At 41.0% G+C, this 20,894-nt stretch carries 14 protein-coding genes and 1 other RNA gene; 1 reads left to right on the forward strand and 14 read right to left on the reverse strand.

Features of this window, described 5'->3' with window-relative positions; translation table 11 throughout:
- Positions 1-20 precede the first annotated feature (20 nt).
- From C3B73_RS04295 to C3B73_RS04355, 13 genes are all read right to left on the reverse strand, one after another.
- A complete protein-coding gene (locus C3B73_RS04295) occupies positions 21-674 on the reverse strand; it encodes an IS1595 family transposase (RefSeq protein ID WP_103663931.1) in 654 nt (217 codons plus the stop codon).
- A gap of 38 nt (positions 675-712) precedes the next feature.
- Positions 713-1,417: a hypothetical protein gene (locus C3B73_RS13965; RefSeq protein ID WP_198597272.1), complete on the reverse strand. Its 705-nt coding sequence runs from the start codon at positions 1,415-1,417 to the stop codon at positions 713-715.
- Positions 1,411-3,867 carry a WD40/YVTN/BNR-like repeat-containing protein gene (locus C3B73_RS04300; protein ID WP_198597273.1) on the reverse strand — a complete coding sequence of 819 codons (2,457 nt, stop codon included), beginning with the start codon at positions 3,865-3,867 and terminating at the stop codon, positions 1,411-1,413. Before C3B73_RS04300 ends, C3B73_RS13965 begins: the two co-directional genes overlap by 7 nt.
- A gap of 20 nt (positions 3,868-3,887) precedes the next feature.
- Complete coding sequence (locus C3B73_RS04305; RefSeq protein ID WP_103664454.1) at positions 3,888-5,489, reverse strand: amidohydrolase family protein; 1,602 nt, start codon at positions 5,487-5,489, stop codon at positions 3,888-3,890.
- 83 nt (positions 5,490-5,572) lie between these two features.
- A complete protein-coding gene (locus C3B73_RS04310; RefSeq protein ID WP_232802991.1) occupies positions 5,573-7,156 on the reverse strand; it encodes an amidohydrolase family protein in 1,584 nt (527 codons plus the stop codon).
- A gap of 93 nt (positions 7,157-7,249) precedes the next feature.
- Positions 7,250-8,848, reverse strand: coding sequence for an amidohydrolase family protein (locus C3B73_RS04315; protein ID WP_232802993.1), 1,599 nt, complete (start codon positions 8,846-8,848; stop codon positions 7,250-7,252).
- A gap of 30 nt (positions 8,849-8,878) precedes the next feature.
- The gene (locus C3B73_RS04320) at positions 8,879-10,156 is read right to left on the reverse strand and encodes a RagB/SusD family nutrient uptake outer membrane protein (RefSeq protein ID WP_157939425.1); all 1,278 of its coding nucleotides are present in this window, start codon (positions 10,154-10,156) and stop codon (positions 8,879-8,881) included.
- Positions 10,157-10,202: 46 nt separating this feature from the next.
- The gene (locus tag C3B73_RS04325) at positions 10,203-13,400 is read right to left on the reverse strand and encodes a SusC/RagA family TonB-linked outer membrane protein (RefSeq protein WP_103664411.1); all 3,198 of its coding nucleotides are present in this window, start codon (positions 13,398-13,400) and stop codon (positions 10,203-10,205) included.
- A gap of 116 nt (positions 13,401-13,516) precedes the next feature.
- Positions 13,517-15,025, reverse strand: a complete 1,509-nt coding sequence (locus C3B73_RS04330; RefSeq protein WP_103664412.1) for a S10 family peptidase — start codon at positions 15,023-15,025, stop codon at positions 13,517-13,519.
- A gap of 63 nt (positions 15,026-15,088) precedes the next feature.
- Positions 15,089-15,940 (reverse strand): proline dehydrogenase family protein, encoded by an 852-nt coding sequence (locus C3B73_RS04335; protein WP_103664413.1) that lies wholly within the window; start codon positions 15,938-15,940, stop codon positions 15,089-15,091.
- A gap of 451 nt (positions 15,941-16,391) precedes the next feature.
- Positions 16,392-17,315, reverse strand: coding sequence for an ATP-binding protein (locus C3B73_RS04345; RefSeq protein WP_103664415.1), 924 nt, complete (start codon positions 17,313-17,315; stop codon positions 16,392-16,394).
- 378 nt (positions 17,316-17,693) lie between these two features.
- Positions 17,694-18,060: a transfer-messenger RNA gene (gene ssrA / locus C3B73_RS04350) on the reverse strand.
- Between the two features lie 100 nt (positions 18,061-18,160).
- On the reverse strand, positions 18,161-19,504 hold the full coding sequence (locus C3B73_RS04355) for a Y-family DNA polymerase (RefSeq protein WP_103664416.1): 1,344 nt from the start codon (positions 19,502-19,504) through the stop codon (positions 18,161-18,163).
- Between the two features lie 71 nt (positions 19,505-19,575).
- Between C3B73_RS04355 and C3B73_RS04360 the strand changes: the two genes are divergently transcribed.
- Entirely contained in the window at positions 19,576-20,184 is a 609-nt protein-coding gene (locus tag C3B73_RS04360; protein WP_103664417.1) for a hypothetical protein, read from the forward strand.
- Between the two features lie 10 nt (positions 20,185-20,194).
- Here C3B73_RS04360 and C3B73_RS04365 read toward each other — a convergent pair whose 3' ends face one another.
- On the reverse strand, positions 20,195-20,875 hold the full coding sequence (locus C3B73_RS04365; protein ID WP_103664418.1) for an SOS response-associated peptidase: 681 nt from the start codon (positions 20,873-20,875) through the stop codon (positions 20,195-20,197).
- Positions 20,876-20,894 lie beyond the last annotated feature (19 nt).

A 20,894-nucleotide genomic window follows, 5' to 3' on the forward strand; every position in this document is an offset into this window, starting at 1 on the left:
GGGGCTGAAGTAGCTAAGGGTTAATGTTTGGTTTGCTTATACCATGATTTTAATTGCTTTAAGAGCTCTGCATGATTGCCTCCGTTGAAGCGCCACTCACATTCCTTTAAAAACCAGTAAAAATTATCTGCTTTGATGCCGTTAAATTTGCGCATATGACGCTTGGCTTGATTCCAGAAATTCTCTATTCCATTTATGTGATTCAGTTGATCTGCAAAGAGTTCACTGTGGTTAATTCGCATGTGGTGGAACTCAGAGATATCCAGGGCATTGTAGGAGCGAAAAGTATCGGTATAAACAATACTATCCGGCTGCACATTCTGTTGAATAATTGGTAGCAAGGTTTCTGTTTTAGCATTCGGAATAATAGCCGTGTACACTTTACCTCCACGCTTAAGTAATCCAAATACAGCTACTTTGCCGGTAGATCCACGGCCACGCTTACCTTTACGCTTGCCTCCAAAATAGCTTTCATCGGCTTCCACTTCCCCAGATAATTCATAACTGGGTAGTTTACTTGCAATGAGTTGACGTAGTCTCATAAAAAACCGTATAGCGGTGTTAGCTTGAACACCAATCAATTCCGAGGCTGCACGGGCCGTAGTACCTGCTACAAAATGTTCTATCAGCCGGCTTTGTTGGTGTGGGGTTAATCGACTTTTGCGTTCATACATAGTAACTAATTTAGCACCTTATTCAAGTCTTAGCTACTTCAGCCCCATTTGTTATATGCTTCTTTCGTAATTTCAAACTCGTTCTCAATTTTATCAAAAACTTCTACTTGTTGTTGGGTAGGTGCAAAATCAGCACCATTGTACATTATATCACTCCCCAAGGCACTAATCCGTCCATACAATTTCATAGGATTGCGAAAAGCATCTTCACGGGCACCAGTCAGGTTTATGTCATAAAGATTACTCTCAATTTCTGTTACACGATTGTTGAGTTCCTGAGCTTTACTGATTATTGACTCAACTTGTTTCTCATCTCGTGTATCCTTTAGTCTGGTTACAAGGTCTTCAAACTCTTTACGAATCCATTCTATTTCATTGATAATTACAACAACTTCATTCAACTGATCCCGTATTTCAAGGCCAAATACAACTTGTTTATTAATTTCCTCAACTGTTCCGACTGAGTGAGGATCCTTTCTAACTTCTAATTTTTTGGTTACTTCTTGGTCCGCAACACTCACTTTTACTGTATAAGTACCTGGAACAACTCTTGGCCCTAACTGACCTCTCCATAAGTCCAGGTCCCATGTAACTAATGGTCTCCAACCTTCCTGGCGAATTGGTACCCATGGTTTATCTGGAGGTGCAACCCTCAACTTAGGAACTATAGAAGGTTCATGACTTAGATCCCACCAAATTCTGTTAATTCCTTTATTCGCTTTTCCGTATAGCGTTCTTACCAACTCATTGTTACTATTATATATATATCAATTTTTGCCAACTCATTCTCATCTCCTTTTACAAAGTAATTGATAGATGCTCCATAGGGCGGATTTTCTCCACGAATATGACTTCTGCTATCAGTCTTAATTCCTTGAATACTGTAAAACCTATAAGCTGGCCTAAGATCAAAAAGGTGCAAATTTTGGTTCATCACAGTTGATGTCAAATTTCTTATTGGATTTATATCATCCATGATCCAAAAACCACGACCATAAGTACCTACAACAAGGTCATCAAAATGATCCTGAATGGTAAGCCAGTAAATGGGTGCTGATGGCATATTGTTTCTTAATGAATACCAGGCTTCTCCATCATTTGTCGAAAAATATACCTGATTATCTGTCCCTGAGTAAAGTACACCTTTTTTTTGGGGATCTTCCCTGATAACGTGTACGAAGCTGTGAACAGACTTAGGAATTCCATCACTGATCTTTTTCCAACTTCGACCATAATTTTCGGTTTTAAATATATAAGGATCAAAGTCAGCTTGTTGATGATTATCAACACTTATATAAGCAGTACCTGCATCAAATCTTGAAGGTTCTATGTTTGCAATAGTCCCCCATTCAGGCATACCTTGAATATTACCTGTAATATCCTGCCAACTACTTCCTCCATCACGGGTAATATGAACTTTACCGTCATTACTCCCTGTCCATATGAGACCTTTTTCTATTGGTGATTCAACAATTGAAAAAAGAGTATTCCCATCAAATGTCATTAGGTTATCTGTTGCTACACCACCTGAATTTTCCTGATGACTCTCCAGATCTTTTGTAAGGTCCGGGCTGATTACATCCCAACTTTGCCCACGATTTTCAGTTACATGTACATACTGACTTCCCACATATACTTTGTTATTATTATGCGGAGAAATATGAATGGGAAAAGTCCAGTGCCACCTGAATTTAAGGTCTTTTGGAGCCCACCCATATGCTGCTTCCGGCCATACTCTGACATTTCGGGAATGTTTGTTCCGTTCATCATAGATCTCAAGACCGCCGTCATAACAACCTGACCAAACTGTATATCCATCTACCGTATCTGGTATCGCAAACCCACTCTCACATCCTCCAACCGCTTCCCATAATCCCAAAGGGATAAAACCCATTCTACTGTTACTTGGGGCTTTGTAAGAGTATCCATCTTGACGATTGCCATAAACATGGTATGGAATCTCGTTGTCAACATGCACATGATACATTTGAGCAATAGGCAAGGTATGCTGATCAAAGGTACGCCCATGATTAAGTGTGACCCCCAATCCTCCATCGTGTGCTACCATAAAACGTTCAGGATTAGTGGGATCTATCCATATATCATGATTATCACCACCTCCACGTGGAGCATTGTCAACCAATGTTTTACCTCCATCTCTAGACATGCTAAACCGTACTGAAGCAAAATAGATCCGATTCTGATCTTTAGGGTCTACATCAAATCGGGTGTAATAAGGGGCTCTCTCATTGATCGTATGATTTCTAGTAACCAATTGCCAACTGTCACCACCGTCATCAGATTTGTAAAAACCGGGACTACTCTCTTCTGTAAGAACGTAAACTCTATCGGAGTTACTTGGTGCAACACGTACTGACACCTTACCAACGTGATGAGCTTCAGAGCCTGGTAATCCTTTACCAACTCCTGATAATTTCTCCCACGTATCACCTCCATCTTCTGATCGATAGACCCCACTATGCGGACCTCCACTATTTAATCCCCATGTATCAATCTGTAATTGCCAAAAAGCTGCAAATATTGTACTTGGATCATTAGGATCTATATCCATATCTGCACATCCAGTGTCTTCATTGACATGAAGAACCAACTCCCAGGATTCACCACCATCTTCACTCCTATATACCCCTCTTTCTTTCTGTGGTCCATAAGAATGACCTAAAGCACATGCGAAGACTACATCAGGATTTTGCGGATGAACTCTAATCTGACCTATACGCCCTGTTTGATCAAGTCCCATTTTTTTCCACGTACTACCAAAATCAGTAGATTTATAAATACCATCGCCCATAGCATGTGCCGGACGAATTAAAAACGTTTCACCAGTACCAGCCCACATCTCATTAGGTGCAGAGTTGGATACTGCTAAAGCAGAAATAGAAGAAGCAGTTTGTTCTTCAAACACAGGCTTCCAGTTTGTTCCATAATCCGTTGTTTTCCAAATACCACCTGATGCTGCTCCAACTAATATTGTTGAAGGATCACCAGGCACCCCAATTACAGCAATAGTTCTATTCCCATCAGGCCCCACATGCCTGTACTTCATCTGATTGTACACCTCTGATTTAATATTTTGTGCTTCAACCGAATTTGGTGAGGCTAATAACATCAATAAGGTGCATGTTAATACAGTTAATGTATGCAGGGGCTTAAAATGTTTAATCCGGGTCATTATGTGCAGTATTTGAAATATTATTCTTTAATACGAAATGGTTCATCAGCAATGTTTGATCCAATTCCTTTTTTGGATTCTTTAACCATTCTGGCTACTTCTTCCATTAATTTGTCGTTATTGATCACGATCCCGTCCTTTATGGTATGAATAATCCCTTTTGTTCTGTACATCTCGTTATCTTTATCTAAAGTTACCGCACCAAATGAGTATAGAAAACGAAGGTTATATAATGGGCTACCATCAACCAGGATCAGATCCGCTTCATATCCCGGACGAACCAAACCAGTTTTATCTTCAATTCTTAATGCTTTAGCACTGTTATGTGTAGCAGATTTTAAAACTTCAAGGGAATGCATTCCAGACTCTCGTAACAGCTGAAGTTCACGAATATTTGAAAAACCAGGGGTTGCCCAGATATAGTTATCATCGGTTCCGTAGGCTACAGTTCCCCCTTTTTTATTGAAAGCATAGATCAGATCACCCCAAAGATCATATGCTTCATACCATGTTTGCTCATCATCTGATGTCCAATCATAATGAAATGAACCATGATAAGCAGGATCAGGAAGATTCCACTCTATCAAAGACTGATGCGTGTATTTTTCATGCCATGGTAAGCTCTGAGCTCTAATTATATCACGATTAGCTTCATATACCACTTGGGTTGGTTGCATCATAACACCGTACGCCACTAAAGAGTCAGCAACTTCATTTAATAAGCGTTCTTTATCAGCTTCTTGCCAAACTCGTCCCGCTTCTATAAATCTGTGGTTTTCATTATCAAAATTGTAGTCTCTTGGGTAGTTTTGAACTGACCTGTCTAGTGATGACTCCCCATACCCATAATGGTGCAGTATAAAAGTAACTCCAAGGCGCGCTGCATCTACCGCATCGATCACTGCTGTGTAAGATGGTGGTATATGGACACCTGTAACACCACCGTTTTCCCAAACAGATTGTGTAGCGGCTTGAAATAGCTTTTGATTCCAGGCAATTCCATTTAAATATACCTGCCTCGCACCGTTTTCTGCCATTTCTTTCGCAATACGAGGAGCATTTTTTGGATCATTCAGATATATCTCATCATAATCTAATGTAGAACCCCATGACCATAATGGATACATTGTCGGAGCTAGTATTTCGTTTCTTTCTGCTCTTCTAGCTTCTTCCATTGCATATTCAACACCTCGATCAGATGCAGGACCAAGAGTTGTAACACCATGCGCTAATTTTAAATAATAAATATATTCTAATGGCATTGGTTCCTGCCGTAAATGTGCATGAAGATCAATTAAACCTGGCATTACATATTTTCCTTCAGCATCAATAACTCTGTCACCGGTAGGCCTGTTACTTTCTCCTCTTCTTTCTGCTGTCACCGGATCAAAAGGTATCATCTCAGTGATCATATTTTTTTCAATTACAATGTCATATGGCCCGACCGGAGGGCCACCATGCCCGGGTATGACCATGGCATTTTGAATAACCAATCTATCATACGGTCCTTCTGCAAGATCTCCGAATTTTTTTTGAGCTATTAAATCTGTTGAAATAGAATGGAATAATCCGATCAATAGAAATGTGATTAAAAAACCCGGAGTGTACTTTGTGATAACCATGATCATAATATTTAGTAAGAAATGAATAATAAGGGATCAGGTCCTATCAACACATTGAAAAGACCTGATCGTAGATTCTGTATTTAGTCAACTAAAAAAGGCGAGGTCATAATATTTTCAGAACTGACCCCTTCTTTCGACATTTTTACCATACGCTCAATCTCTTTCATTAATTGAGCATTTTCTATTACAACTCCATCTTTAATTGTGTGAATAATCCCTTTAGTTCTATACATATCGCCATTTTCATCGGTGTTAACAGCACCAAACGAATACATATTTCTTAGATTATATAGTGGACTTTCATCTACTATTACCAAATCAGCGATATACCCCGGTCTGACAAGACCAAGTTTTTCCTGTCTTAAAGTAACAGCACTATTATGGGTAGCTGCCTTTAGCACTTCTAAAGTATGCATACCGGTTTCCCGCATTAACTGTAATTCTCTGACATTAGAAAAGCCCGGTGTAGCCCAGATATAATTATCATCTGTGCCATAAGAAACATGCCCACCTCGCTTATTGAATTCATAGATCAAGTCACCCCAAAGGTCAAATGCATATGTCCAATAATATTCATCATCAGAAGTCCAATCATAATGGTAAGAACCATGATAAGCGGGATTTGGTAAATTCCAGTTGATCAGGGATTGATGAGTATACTTCTCATGCCATGGCAAACTTGAGGCTCTTAAGATGTCTCTATTTGCTTCATACACAACCCTAGTGGGCAGCATATGAACTCCATAGGCGAATAATGAGTCTGCCACTTCACCCAATAATCTTTCTTTGTTAGCTTCAGTCCAAACCTTTCCGGCATGTCGAAATCTTGCATTCTCATCATTATAATTGTAATCACGTGGGTAATCCTGAACGGATCTGTCAAGTGAAGACTCAGCATATGCATAATGATGCTCTATCATGGTTACCCCCAATCTAGCGGCATCTACGGCCTGTGTAACTGAAGTTGTATTGGGCGGTATATGATAAGTTGTAATTCCACCTGCATCAGTAACCGCTTGCGCCGCTGCACCTAATAATTCCTGATTCCAGCCCAAGCTTCCAACACTAACAACATGTGCCCCTTTCCGAAACATCTCTTCAGCAACACGTGTTGCATTATCAGGATTCTCGATAAATTCACGATCAAATCCTGTGTTAGACCCCCAACCCCAAATTGGAAACATTTTAGGAGCTAAAATTTCATTCTTTTCACTTTTCTCAGCTTCTTCCATAGCGTTATCTAAACCACGGTCTGGAGCTGGTACCATTGTTGTTACACCATGTGCTAATTTAGTATAATAAACATATTCAATTTCCATTGGGTCTTGACGTAAGTGCATGTGTAGATCAATCATCCCCGGCATCACGTACTTCCCATCTGCTTCTATTACCCTATCACCTGTTGGTCTGTTACTATCACCACGTCGTTCTGCGGTTACAGGATCAAAAGGGATCATATCAGTAATCATATTACCCTCAATTACAATATCATAAGGACCAACTGGAGGGCCACCATGTCCCGGAATAACCATTGCATTACGAATGACCAATTTATCATAAGGTCCTTCAGCCAGGTCATCGAATTGTTTTTGAGCCATCAAACCTGTGCTAATGCTCATTAATGTCATTATTGCTATCAGCGATACCATTTTGATTCGTTTCATATATACACCAAAATTAATTTTAAAAAGAAACCCCTGCAGTGAACAGGGGTTTATATGTTTCATACAAAGTTAGTTATATGTAATTAAGAGCGATTAGTATCGTTCTTTCTTGCCTAACTCAGCTTCCTGAGCATCAACCATATCACGTACATCCTTTAAAAGTTGTTTTGCATCGTAAACAATACCATCCTTAATTGTGTACTTAACACCACCAACTCGTACTACATCATCTACACCTTCTACCCTTATAGCTCCTGTGCCGTATAGTACTTTTAAGTTTTGCAGTGGGTTCTCCTCAACTATCACTAAGTCAGCGAGTTTACCTGGTCTAATTACTCCGAAAGGTGGCTCTTCATCAAGTTTTTTATAAAGCTCTTCGGCACCACTCATGGTTGCAGATCTAATAACCTCAAGCGGATGGAATCCAGCTTCTTGTAACAATTCCAGTTCTCGGATATAATCAAAACCATACAGCTTATAAATGAATCCTGCATCTGAGCCAGTAGTTACACGTCCTCCGGCATCTTTATAATCATCAAGGAATTGCATCCAACGCTGATAGAAGTTTTTCCATTGAACTTCATCTTCTGTGGTCCAATCAAACCAATATGACCCGTGTGCTACTCGATTTGGTTTATAGAATTCCCAGAGAGTTGGAAGGGTATAATCTTCATGCCAATCTGCATTCCGTGCACGCATCACGTCACGACTTGCTTCGTAAATTGTCATGGTAGGGTCCATGGTCAAGTCATGCTCAAGAAACAGGTCTATCAGAGCATTCCACTCTTCTCCACCCGGTTCAACTATCTTATTCCATTGACGAGCAACCTGACCAAATCTGTCCTGCTCATTCTGATAATTATAGTCATTGGGATATGGTTGTAGATCATGATCATCATACATTGACTCAAACAAACCATAGTAATGGGTCTGAGCTCCTAAACCTAGTTTTGTAGCATCAGCTGTGTTCATTCGAACAACACCAATTTGATCAAGGTGAGCAGTACTATTCAGGTTTAATTTTTCAGCTTCATCCAATAAAGCCTCCATAATTAACGGATCATGAGCACCGACTTTTAACCCATCAATTCCTTGATCCTTTGCCCATCTCACCCACTCCCGGGTTTCTTCGGGAGTATTAACAGGTTTATCCCATCCTGAACCTATACGGTGGTAACTATACATTCTTGGAGCAGTGATCTCATTTCTCTCACTTCTTCTTTTTTCACTTAGAGAAGATTCAAGATTATCAAACGGTACTCCACGTACAGTTGTAATTCCGTGGCCCATCCAAAGCTTATAGGTGTATTCTGCATTAGGAACTTTAGGTTTACCACCGGTATGTACGTGCATATCTATAAACCCGGGCATCACATACATTCCGGAAGCATCCAATTCTTTGGTTGCTCCGTCAGGGCGTCTGTCCTCATTTATAGGAACGCCCGGATATCCGACTCTATGTACAGAAACAATTTTGTTTCCTTCAATTACTATATCCACAGGACCCGTCATTGGTGCTCCAGTCCCATCGATCATATTTGCGCCCCTGATTATGAGACGCTCATAAGGTCCTTCACCCTCTGATCTATCCGGTGCAGGATCTGAGGGTTGTGCTATTGCTAATGAGGTTACCATTGAGAGCAGTAATACTCCCAACGTTAACATTTGTTTTTTTAGGTTTATCTTATTCATAATATTCTACTAAATGGTTTTATATTAAAATCACAGGTCAGGATTAGCTAATTGTTCATTTCTTGGAATTGGTAATAATGTTCCAGGGGTTGTGATAGCATCTTCATTTTGCAACCAATCAGGTGATGTAGATCCAAAACGATACATATCATTTAAGCGTCTTCCCTGGAGTAATAAATTTGCCCTCCTTTCATGCTCTATGAATTCTACGAAATCATCACCAGGTTGCATATCAGGTAATCCATCCAAACTTCTTACAGCATTAATCTCGTTACGAGCTGTAATATCATCCGTACCTACTAACTCCTCAGCAATGATCAAATGCATTTCCCGAGCAGATAACCATGTAAATGGAGAATAGTTTTCAGTGTAAGTCTGAGTGTCATTAAAATCATTAATGATCGCTTCAGCTCTTGGATCAGTATCACCGGTTATGATGTCATTGAACGGAGCAGTTAAAGTTATCTCACCGCGTGAGTTTACCTGACCAGCCATATAGTTTGTAATATTAGCCGCGTTATAATCAATGATGGCTTTATAATCTTGAGACATTAAAGCAAGCGCATCTTCCGCATCACTAATCGCTCCTGTACCTGATACTAAAGGGTTTGCAGGAATAGAACCTTTAGGATTTAACTTATTCCAAACACCTTTTGCATGTTTAGCTCGGGCTCGTAAACCTAATACCTGAGCTTGTAATTCATTGTTATTTAATGACTGCGCAATAGGTAAAGCACTGTCTAAAAATGAAATTGCTTGATCATACACTGAAGACATTTGATCCTCACCAATAGCTGGGGATGTTTCCGTACCATTTGAAAACACAAAATTATCGTATGAATCAGCAATTACTATTCTGGTTAGAGCTCCGTAAATGTAACTTTTAACCAAAATTGAACGATCTGATAATTCATCATTTGCATCAAACTCTTCAAGTTTTTCGATTGCAAAATCTGACATGTATCTCGCCTGACTTATTTCAGGATACCCAGCTACAAGTATTTCATTGGCATCAAATCCTACAAGTCCTTCACTATAAGTTTTATAAGATTCATAGGAACCAGTCCAATAGATCTCATCACTGATTGTAGTTGTCGCTGCAAAGGTCCAACCCATTCCTGACATCAATGCATTTAATTGGCCGTTTTTCAATCCCTCAGCAGAAGAAGGAAGGCTAACATCATCAACAGTTAAACTGTTCGGGTTTTCAACTTCCAATAGATTACAACTCCCCATAAATAGTAGGAGTGCTCCCAACATAAATAGGGAACCATATCTTGTTATTAAATTTGGTTTTGTATTTTTCATAACTGAAATAATTTGGGTGTGAAATTTCTTCGTTTTAATCTCATCATTAGAAATCAAATTTCAAGGTTAATGCATAAGTTCTCAGTAATGGAGTACCGTAGGTATCCATTCCTCCACCAAAGTTCTCTTGTAGAGATGCTCCTTGGCCTAAACTTGCTTCACCTGTTGCCAACGGATCAACTCCTCCATATTTAGACCATAGAGCTAAATTATTTCCAGAAAGAGTTAGAGATGCATTGTTTAAGCCAACTCTCTCTACAAGATCAGAAGGAATTCGATACGAAATACTAAGATTAGCCCATCGAATGTAATCAGCTTTTTCTATTTCATTCAAACCATCAAATGGTGAAAGTGAAACGTTATTATTTACCCATTCCTGTGCAGCATCAATTCGCTCTTGTGCAGTACTGGAAGGATTTTTAAGTACTGATTCCAGCGTTGCAGAACTGATCATATTACGTCCAATCGCCCCGTTAACTCTTCTAAATGCATCAGTCAAGTTATGGTGGTAATAGTTACCAAAAGCATATTGGAAACGACTGCTTACTGTAACGTTCTTTTTGATATTTGCGGTAAACCCAAAAGATCCTTCCCAATCGGGAGTTGGTTTTCCTAAATAATGATCTAGATACGTTGAGCCACCCGGTAGTGCTTCTCCGTTTGGACCTGCAACCATAATCGCAGAATTAAAAGTACCCGGATCAATAGGATTAGCAAAGAATGCCTCCAGCTCAGATTGACTATCAGGAACACCATCTTGATTACTATCAAATGGAAATGCTATCCCTGCAGGTAACATCGTACCGAAATATGATCCCGGTGCATATCCTTCTTTTATGAACATACGATCACGTATATAGGACGCATCGATCTTAATTGGAGGTTGTCCCCCAAGGGATTCTACCTTTTCACTTAAATAAGCTGCGTTAGCAAATATATTAAGAGTCAGGTTTTGGTTTTGAATAACGTTACTATTCAAACCGATCTCCCAACCATTAGCTGCAAGTCTACCGGCATTCGTAAGCTGAGCCGAGGTAAATCCTCCAGAAGGTGCGTATGTTCTGTCAATTAATGCATCTTTAACAATTCGGTCCCAATAAGTGGCTTCAACCCCTATTCTATCTTCAAAGAGACCTAACTCGAAACCAACTTCCCACTCAGTCGCAACTTCCGGTTTCAAGTCTTGATTACCGGGGTTACCAGGTAAAACTCCTGCTCCTTCAAAAGAGTTAACAGGAACAAATGTTGTAAATCGATCAAAAGCACCGGGCTGCTGACCGGATTGTCCCCAGGCTCCACGAATTCTAAAAGAGGAAACATTATTAATTTCAAAATTAAAAGCTGTAGCTGGAATAAATGAAGCTGAGAATTTTGGATATGTGGCATAATCGAAGTCATCTCCAAATGCACTACTTGCATCCATTCTTAGACCAGCAGTAAGATAAATCCACTCACCATAATCGATCTGTTCCTGTAAAAATGCTCCAGCATTAACTACTTCCTGAAAATAGGAATCTGAGGTTTGTGAAGCCGTTGCACCAAGAACCTCCAGTCCAGGTCCAGAAAACCCTGTTCCTGTCGAGCTTGCTGTATTTTGTGTTTCTTGATAGGCTTGAAACCCTGCAACAAAAGTTGAACGAATATCCTGATTGATATCTTTGATCCAATTCATTTTTGATTCAAAGGATTTAACCATTTGTTGTCTGGTACCAATCTGGATCTGGCCATCACCTGTAGGGGCTACGCCATCAACATTATATCCAAAAGGCATATAATTAGCACTTCTTTGATCTTTGTAATCTAGACCAATTGAAGCATCAATAGATAACCCTTCCATTGGAAAATAATCAGCCTTAAGTACAACCCGGCCTTGATTCGTTAAATCAGTAACAGTTGGGTAGGTCCCTTCACGGGTAGTAGCAAAGAGAGGGATTCCAAATGTGTCATACTGACTTGCCTGGCCAACTCTCTCAGGTTTTGCGTACCTAGAAGTACTTGTTGGAGTATAAATGGTGATTCCACTTTCATAAATACTAATATCTGAATTTGTATAAGACGTCTGAGCCCTTAATGTAAGCTTATCACTTGGCATGAAATTCAAATTACCAGTAAAGTATATTTTCTTATATACATCCGAAGCTTCTCCTACTTCACCGCCGTTAAAATCAGATGGCTGAGGATTAAACGGACCGTCTGTAAAAGTGTATCTCAAATTGGAAAAGTAAGTCATTGACTGTCCACCACCTTGAACTGACGCTGATACTTCTTGTCCAACACCGATATTATAAAGATCAATTAAGTTTATTGGTGTTTCAAAGGGTTCATAAAGGTCAACATCTAGTCCAAGGATATCACTGATATTTTGCTGCTCAGTTGCATTCTCAGCAAACCCTGCATTTTTCCTAAACCGATCAGGCATTTGATACAGGGTTGTTCCATATTCAATATCAAATTGAGGAGCCGATTCCTGACTTCCTTGTTTTGTAAATATTTGAATCACACCTGAACTTGCTTGTGAACCATACAATGTAGCAGCAGCAGGCCCCTTAAGGATCTCTACCCTTTCAATAGAATCAAAATTAATATTTGATAAACCAGAAGGAGATCCAAGACCACCAGCGCCGAAACCAGGGGCAAATCCTCCTCCTCCATTTACCCTTACACCATCCACATAAATCAAAGGTTGGTTTGTCATAGAAAGACTTGAAGTACCTCTGATACGTATTTTTGGTTCCTGATCAATAGCACCACTTTGGGCATTAATATTTACACCAGCAATTTTACCTGTCAAGGCATCTTGTATAGATGTGGTTGCTACGTTTTCAATTCCATCAAACTCAACCGAGGAGATAGTATGTCCCAGTGATTTTCGCTGTACCGTTCCACCAGTACCTGTCACAACCAATTCATCAAGATTTAGAGTAGAAGTAGATAAAACAAAATCCTGAACCAATGTTTGGCCAGCCTGTAAAGTTACTTCTACTACTTCAGTTCTAAATCCGACAAACCGAGCGGATACTTCGTGGGTACCTGCAGGAACTCCTGTTATTTGATAGTTTCCATCAATATCCGTTGATGAACCCAGGGTTCTTCCGTCTACTCTAAGTGTTACGTTTACACCTATCAAGATTTCACCCGATTGGTCAGTAACCTGTCCTTCAATTGTCCCATTTTGAGCAAAAGCCATTGCAGGCAAGCAAAACAGTACAATCATTGTTATGAAATGTGGTATCTGTATTTTCATGTTAATTGTGGTTTTTCGTTATGGTTAGTGGGTAAAAGTTATTATAGAGTGTTTGTCGAAACTAAACTGAACTACACTCTACTCCGTCTAATATCCTCTTCTAAAATTATGTTTTATCAATATTTTGCAGGAACACCTTCTTCTGGTAATGACTCCTGAATAAATTCTCTGATATGCTGATTTGATGTTTCCAGGTCCTCAGTTCTCAGGTACATCATATGTCCACTTCTATAGCCTTCAAACCTAAAACGGTCTTTCATTTTGCCACTTGGGTCAATGTTCCACATGGTATATTTGGCCGAAAAGTAATCAGTTGCTCCATCATAGTATCCGGCTTGCACCATTACTTTAAGATTTGGGTTTTCTGCCATTGCGCCACGCAACATTTCACCGGTTTCATTTCCATCTCTGTTCCATGGCCTTACAGGTCCTGAAACATAGTATTGAAGATCTGTTTTAAAGCCCAGTATATCCTGAACATAGTGATTGATAGCAGGTGTGAACGAATGCTTCCATGAAGAATATTCTGCAGGATAATCATATCTTTCTCCACCATCTGTCTTATCAATACCTGTGTAGCGAGAATCCAGTCTACCTATTGTGTAACCCTCATCTCTTAGTAACTCTTTCCAAAAAGCACTTGCTGGTACAGCTAAATTATAATCTTCAACAAAACCTTCTGAGAGTCCTGAATACTTAGCAACTTTCTGAACTATTTGATCTTTTCGATTTTGAGATATAAATCCCCCGTATGAAAGAGTCGGCAACAACTCTTCGATGGTAAACCTTTCAACTTCAGGTAATAGCTCTGTTAAATCTTTATTCTGAAGCTCAGGTGTAAGCTGTTTGTGATACCACGCTGCTGCAGTATAGTATGGCATTTTAAGTACCGAAGACCGAGGAGAAGGGCCTTCTGGTTCTAGTCCAAGCCCTGTAGGTGAAACTAAAATTACACCATTTAAAAACATCCAATGCCGTCCTTGTAGCTGACCGGCTAACCCTGAAACTCGAGGTGTTCCATAACTTTCACCAATCAGATACTTTGGAGATTTCCAACGCTCATTTCGTGAAATGAATGTATCTATCCAATCAGCCAGATATGCCAGATCTTCGTTAACACCGAAAAATTGTTCTGGCTCGCCATCATTTAGGATCCTTGAAAATCCGGTGTTCACTGGATTAACATATACAATATCAGCTACATCTATAATTGAATGTGGGTTATCTTCAACACCATAGGGCTGAATTGGATAGCCTTCATCACTTATTTTCAGTCTTTTTGGACTAGTATAGCCAAGATGCATCCATAATGACCCTGCTCCCGGGCCACCATTGAAAGAAATAAAAATAGGCCTGTTCTCATTGTTTCTTACATCAGTCCTTTCATAGTATGTATAAAATAAAGCAGCATCGGCTTCCCCATCCTCCCCGTATACAGGCTGAGTTCCAACTGTAACCCTGTAAGGCACTTTTTGTCCTTTCACTGTTACCTCATCCGTAGATATAATTGTAGTATCAGCAGGTAATGTCCTTTTTTGTGCTTTTACAGAAATAGAAGATGTTATTAATACAATTACGATAGCTAATAGCGTGCTATTTTTATAATTAATTATAGAAGTGTACATACTTTCTGATTTTGTTATGATGGTATAGTTGACGATTTGATAACTGAATATGTGATCGGTTAGTTAATTTTTAAACATTGTTGAAAGAATGAACCAAACATTTTCTTTGCGCTCCATTAGCCTTCGCTTGTAATAAGGAAACCACATAGTACCGTATGGTACATAAACCCTGGCATTGTACCCATCCCTGACAAAATCTTCCATGGTTTCTTGCCTAAGACCATACAACATCTGAAATTCAAACTTTTCTTTAGATATTCCAGTGTCTTGAGTATAACTTTTGACCCAATTAATGAGCTCATCATCATGTGTAGCTATTCTTGGGTAATTGGTTTTTTCAAATAGGATTTTGGTATAGTCTTTGAATTTAGCCCTGATTTCATCCATATCTTGAATTGCGACGTTTTTAGGTTCCTTATAAGCTCCTTTGCATAATCTTATATCAGCACCCAAATTCGCTAATTCGTTAATATCTTTTTCGGTACGATGGAGATAAGCCTGAATAACTATACCAACATGTGCGCCAAATTCACTGAATGCTTCCTTAAATAGTTGAATGGTAACATCTGTATAATCTGACCCCTCCATATCTATTCGAACAAACTGCTTATTCCTCTTGGCTACTTCCAGTAAACTAAATAGATTTTCTTTGCAGTATTCTCTATCAATATCTAATCCTAGCATAGTTAATTTGATAGATATACTACTATCTAACCCCGCATTATGTATCTCATCAATTAAATCAATATAACTTTGGACAGTAAGATCTGCCGTCTCTTTATCGCTAACATTTTCTCCCAGCAAGTCTAAAGTAACTTTGATCTGTTTTTTATTGAGTACCTCAACTTCAGGCTTTGCTTCAGAAAAGGATTCTCCAGCAACAAACTTCTTGGCTAGTACAAATGGAAGCTTCATAAAATATATTCCAACTAAATTTCTTTTAATTCGTTGCTATAGAATATGTAGAAACTAACTCATCAAAAAAATATGTTGATACAAAAAGAGTGTATATGGAAGCGCTTTTTACCACTCTTTACAAAATTTACGGTAAAAGAAATCGTTGAAAAAAAGTTAAACCCACCATTTAAGTTATTGTTAATAATTGACAAAATATACATTCATAAAATGTTCATAATTAGTATGTATGAACCACTCATATTCCCGTATGTGAAAATATATTTACAATATTTTTCGATTAATCTGTTGTATATAAAGTGATTCTGCATTTGATCACAATGTTTTTGAGCATTGATCTTGTTAATTAATCACAACACTATTCAGAAATTATTTCACATCACTCATTTAACATCTGATTCAAGATCCAAAAAAAACAACTCCAGAATTAAAACCTGACTATGTGGATGGGCTAAGTCAGCTCGCTCCCCACATTTTCAGGGATCGGTATTTTTACAGTGATCTTCGTTCCGGTATCTACTTCAGAGTCGATCCACATCTCTCCACCCAGCTGATCTATGACATGATAAGCCTTGGTCAGACCAAAGCCACCACCCATGGTCCGAACCATATCCTTTACGTTACTGGCACGGTATCCATAATCGACCACTTTCCCGATCTCATCCTTCGGAATACCGTGACCCGTATCTTCCACCACAAATTTGAACACCCCATCTTTTTGTGAAATACCAATGGTGATATCCCCTCCCGGCGGGGTATATTTTCGGGCATTTGCGATCAGGTCACGGATCACATCCTTGAGGATCAGCGGCAGGTAAATGGTATCATCCCCCTCACTGTTGATCGCAAAATTCACCAGATAATCTTTCTCTTCCTGCTCAGCAATGTTATAGATGATCTTATACCTGCCCTGACTATTCTTCTCCATCGCATAAAAGAATTCCTTGAAGTCATCTACAAAATTATCCACAGAAAAAGGGACCCAGGCATTGGGGTGCTCCCAACGCTGAACGATCTCCTTTAAACGCACTTCGAATATCTCAAATACGCTTTCCAGGATATTAGAATACTCAGAGACCTTGCTGCCATCCTTTAGAGCAGGCTGTTTTTCACTGAGTTCATCTAACGAACGGTTTACCAGATCCTCAAACTCGTTTAGTGAATTCAGATTAAACACGGTTTTGTCTTTAGAATGACTGGCATCCGCAAACGCCATGGCCCGGTCAATGGCTGCATCCAATAATTCAGGATAGTCACTTTCCATCTGAACCAGCTGTAACTGACTGCTTATAACCGAAATGATATTAACCACCGAGTGCATCTCAAGACTTTCGATCTCTTCTTCACTGGCTTTTATCTCTTTGGTGATCTTCATTTTCAGGCTGTTTTAAAGTGAGTCTAATGGTATCCGTATTCACCCTGAATTTCAAAGTATTTCCGAGTTAAAAATCGCAAATCGGTCTACCGGTTACTCGGTCTTTCTTATATCATGTATGTTTAACAGAACCTGCGAAGTTAATACCTCCACTTGAGGCAGACTAACCCTGCTCCATCGGAGCAGCACGTTTGTAACCACTATGTGCCCCCATTCTACCCTCGCGCCATAGGTGCGATATGTGACAGCTTGTCCTCGTTCCGGAACTCTGCTTCGTGGTGTAATGGTCACCGAATAGTTCACTGACATCCACTCAAAATGTAGCCAATAAAAAAGCCGAAGCGCTTTAAAGGCACTTCGGCTTAGATTTTAAATGTATGGTGGAGGTGCGGGGAGTCGAACCCCGGTCCGGGAAGGTAGACCTGTTAGCATCTACATGTGTAGGTACTGATTGACATTCGCCTGAAGCCGAGCCCAGTACCTAAGCGACTTCAAACTATTCTGTTAAAGTTTTACGTAAATGCGACAGAAAGCACATCTACGCTATCCTATCTTGTATGACGTCCGGGCTGGCAATGATAGGCACTTAACCAGCGGGACGGCTCAACAGTTTAAGCTGCTAAGCGGTATGAGTAATTATTGTCAATTACTTTTGATCCATAATGATTGTTATTACGAGAATCATTGGACAATCTCGACACGCAACCAACGGTGATACTCAACCCGTCGAATCCAGAACACCCCCAATACGTCAATGAACTAATTTTACTGCTTTAAATATACGAAATTTTACGGCCATCTCTTAACCCTGTTATAACATTATAACCCTTTGTTTTATTGTGCTGTCAGGCATTCCGGCTTAAAAAATGCGTATTCCCGGTCACCCGGTGCAGGGTGTTTCCGCGGGTGATATACTGCTGCCCGAACCGGTTCTTGATCTGGTCCATGGCCTTGATCCTCGCAGCCTTCTCTTCATCATCCTGAAAGAACACATTCAGCTGACTTGTCTTATCAATATCGTGCGTGCCCAACACGATATTGCGGATCTCCTGTCCGTTCCGGCACGCATGTTCTATAGAGGGCAGGATCGCATCCATACACGCCTGATACACATAATCATCGATATTGGTGTGAGCCGGTGTCACGAACCGGAAGCCCACGCCCGATTTACCCTGCTCATTGAAACCGAACACCCCCGAATAACTGCTGGCCCGGATACCATACGCCCGCATCCGGTAACAGACCTTCTGTACGGCTATGGCAAACTCCCCTTTGATGCGGTCCACATCCGTTGAACCTTCAGAAAACGTGTGGCCATAACTCACCCCCTGTTTGGGCTTATAGTCTTCAGAGATCTCCTCCATCACCCGGCCCTGATCCTGCCCTGTAATAGTTTCGTACAGCATCTTCCCAAAGTTCGCCCCGAACAGCCGAATAAAGGTCTGCTTATTGCCACGCTCAGCCACATCTCCGATGGTCTTGTAGCCTTCCGCCAGAATATGCTCATGCCGGCGGCGGCCCACCCCCCACACTTTCTTCAGCGGCAGCGGCCATATCTCATTCCGCTCATCCTCATCCGTCAGGATCAGCGTTCGGCCCTTGGGTTTATTCAGACTGCTTGAGAGCTTGGCATAGGTCTTGGACCGGGCTACCCCCACGGCTCCCACCAAACGCGTCGTCTCGTAGATCCGCTTCTGCAACCTCAATGCAAAATCATCGATCTCCCTGCGCGTGCGGTCTTTCAGAAAATCGATCTCCATGAAATACTCATCCATGGAATAGCGCTCCACCACCGGGGCAAACTCCTTGAAGATGAAATGCACCTGTTTGGAGATAGCCGTGTAGGCATCATAATCTACCTGAAGCATGCATACATAGGGACATATCTGGAACGCTTCAAAGGCACTGACTCCTGTGGTGATCCCCATCTTCCGGGCCTCATAACTGGCGGTGGCCACAATACCCTTCACCTGTCCGTTTTCCTTGCGCCACCCGCCTATGATCAGCGGTATCCCGTAGATATTCTTCCGCAGCTGCTCCACTTGTGCGTAAAAACAGGCGAAATCAAAATGCAGGTACAGCCGCTCTTTCCGCGAGGTATGCTGATGCTCAGGATATACCGTGTTGTACAGGGTGATCCGATGGAGATCCTGCTCTGGCTGATATGGATGTGACTTATGTTTCGACATTTTTCTGCTTTACATATTGATATGTATAAAATATGTGTATAGTTTAAAACGACCAAACCAAATCACTGGTCATGAACAAATTTCCACTGGTCGAAATGATCGCTTTTTTCAGCCGTTATTCGCAGGCTCAAAAGCCTGACTGGAGGAAACCATACGTGAAACATATGGCACGGGTACGCTCCTGCCACAGTAAGGTGGATGGCGGGGTTCGGAAGTCGTTCTACAGTGTGGAAACCAAAGAGGGACCTATACTGGAACTGGTTTTTAATGAGGAAGAGTTGCTGTGGTCGCTGGACCCCAACTCGGGAATGCAGGATTATGCCGTGGATCGCGTATTGGCACTGATACAACGGCATAAGCATTTGCCCTCACGGGCGCACCGCATTGTGCCTTACCGGTTTGAGATCATCCCCAGGTCACAAGTACAGCAGGATCAGCCGGGTATCGAACTGCCCCTGGTTCAGCGCATGCAGCCCTATCGGTTTCAGTCGGGTAAGATCAACTCGGCTCAGGTCACCGATATCCCCACCAAGCATATGGAAAATGTCATGATCACCAAACAGCTGCATTATGTGGTGGAAACCGATGTACAGCGTTTTTTCCATTTGGTGTACATCCTCGATGAAATGGACTGGCGCCTGATACAGGAAGTGGATGAAGAATTCTTTTTTGTGCGATAGTGATCTGTCGTTACCCAAACAGATCTGCTTTGGCAATGAGTCCCGGCTCATTATTCCGCACATTGCCCACCGCTTTGGAAACTATATGCTCCTGCAGGCCATCATCGGGAAAGGGTTGCAGAAATTCCTGCAGATACCCGGGATCATGCTGCGCCGGATCCAGCCATTTGCCAAATTCTGAGGGATGCAGGATCACCGGCATGCGGTCATGTATCTTCTCCATCACCTGATTGGGTGAGGTGGTGATGATGGAATAGGAGCGCCGGGCCGGACGGTTATCGGGTGCCAGGTCCGAATAAAGTCCTGCAAAGCCAAACAGTGGCTCCCCTTTTGGATAGATATAATGAGGCGTTTTATTCCCCTTCGTACCTGTCCACTCATAAAAACCGTTAGCCGGAATGATACACCGCCTCTCGGCAAAAGCTTTGGTCCACATCGGTTTTTTTGCCACCGAATCGTCCCGCGTGTTAATGGGCAAAAAGGGAGATTCCCCGGGTTTGGGTTGCCATCCCATAAAACCCCAGTGCATGGATTCCAGCATGCGTCTCCCACCCTCTCCGGCAAAAGCCACCGGCATTACGTTAGACGGAGCGATGTTATAACTTGGATGATATTCTCCATGCCTTTCCATTACACCCAAAAAGTGATCGATCTCATCAAGTTCATCGTAAAGAACGTATCTGCCACACATATCTTAGCTTTGGGAATTT

The organism is Gracilimonas amylolytica (genome assembly GCF_002911695.1).
GTDB classification, from domain to species: domain Bacteria; phylum Bacteroidota; class Rhodothermia; order Balneolales; family Balneolaceae; genus Gracilimonas; species Gracilimonas amylolytica.

Excerpts from the sequence above, each read along its gene's own strand:
- C3B73_RS04295 (WP_103663931.1), bottom strand. The coding sequence starts at position 674 with ATGTATGAACGCAAAAGTCGATTAACCCCACACCAACAAAGCCGGCTG.
- C3B73_RS04300 (WP_198597273.1), bottom strand. The coding sequence starts at position 3,867 with ATGACCCGGATTAAACATTTTAAGCCCCTGCATACATTAACTGTATTA.
- C3B73_RS04305 (WP_103664454.1), bottom strand. The coding sequence starts at position 5,489 with ATGGTTATCACAAAGTACACTCCGGGTTTTTTAATCACATTTCTATTG.
- C3B73_RS04310 (WP_232802991.1), bottom strand. The coding sequence starts at position 7,156 with ATGAAACGAATCAAAATGGTATCGCTGATAGCAATAATGACATTAATG.
- C3B73_RS04315 (WP_232802993.1), bottom strand. The coding sequence starts at position 8,848 with ATGAATAAGATAAACCTAAAAAAACAAATGTTAACGTTGGGAGTATTA.
- C3B73_RS04320 (WP_157939425.1), bottom strand. The coding sequence starts at position 10,156 with ATGAAAAATACAAAACCAAATTTAATAACAAGATATGGTTCCCTATTT.
- C3B73_RS04325 (WP_103664411.1), bottom strand. The coding sequence starts at position 13,400 with ATGAAAATACAGATACCACATTTCATAACAATGATTGTACTGTTTTGC.
- C3B73_RS04330 (WP_103664412.1), bottom strand. The coding sequence starts at position 15,025 with ATGTACACTTCTATAATTAATTATAAAAATAGCACGCTATTAGCTATC.
- C3B73_RS04335 (WP_103664413.1), bottom strand. The coding sequence starts at position 15,940 with ATGAAGCTTCCATTTGTACTAGCCAAGAAGTTTGTTGCTGGAGAATCC.
- C3B73_RS04345 (WP_103664415.1), bottom strand. The coding sequence starts at position 17,315 with ATGAAGATCACCAAAGAGATAAAAGCCAGTGAAGAAGAGATCGAAAGT.
- C3B73_RS04355 (WP_103664416.1), bottom strand. The coding sequence starts at position 19,504 with ATGTCGAAACATAAGTCACATCCATATCAGCCAGAGCAGGATCTCCAT.
- C3B73_RS04360 (WP_103664417.1), top strand. The coding sequence starts at position 19,576 with ATGAACAAATTTCCACTGGTCGAAATGATCGCTTTTTTCAGCCGTTAT.
- C3B73_RS04365 (WP_103664418.1), bottom strand. The coding sequence starts at position 20,875 with ATGTGTGGCAGATACGTTCTTTACGATGAACTTGATGAGATCGATCAC.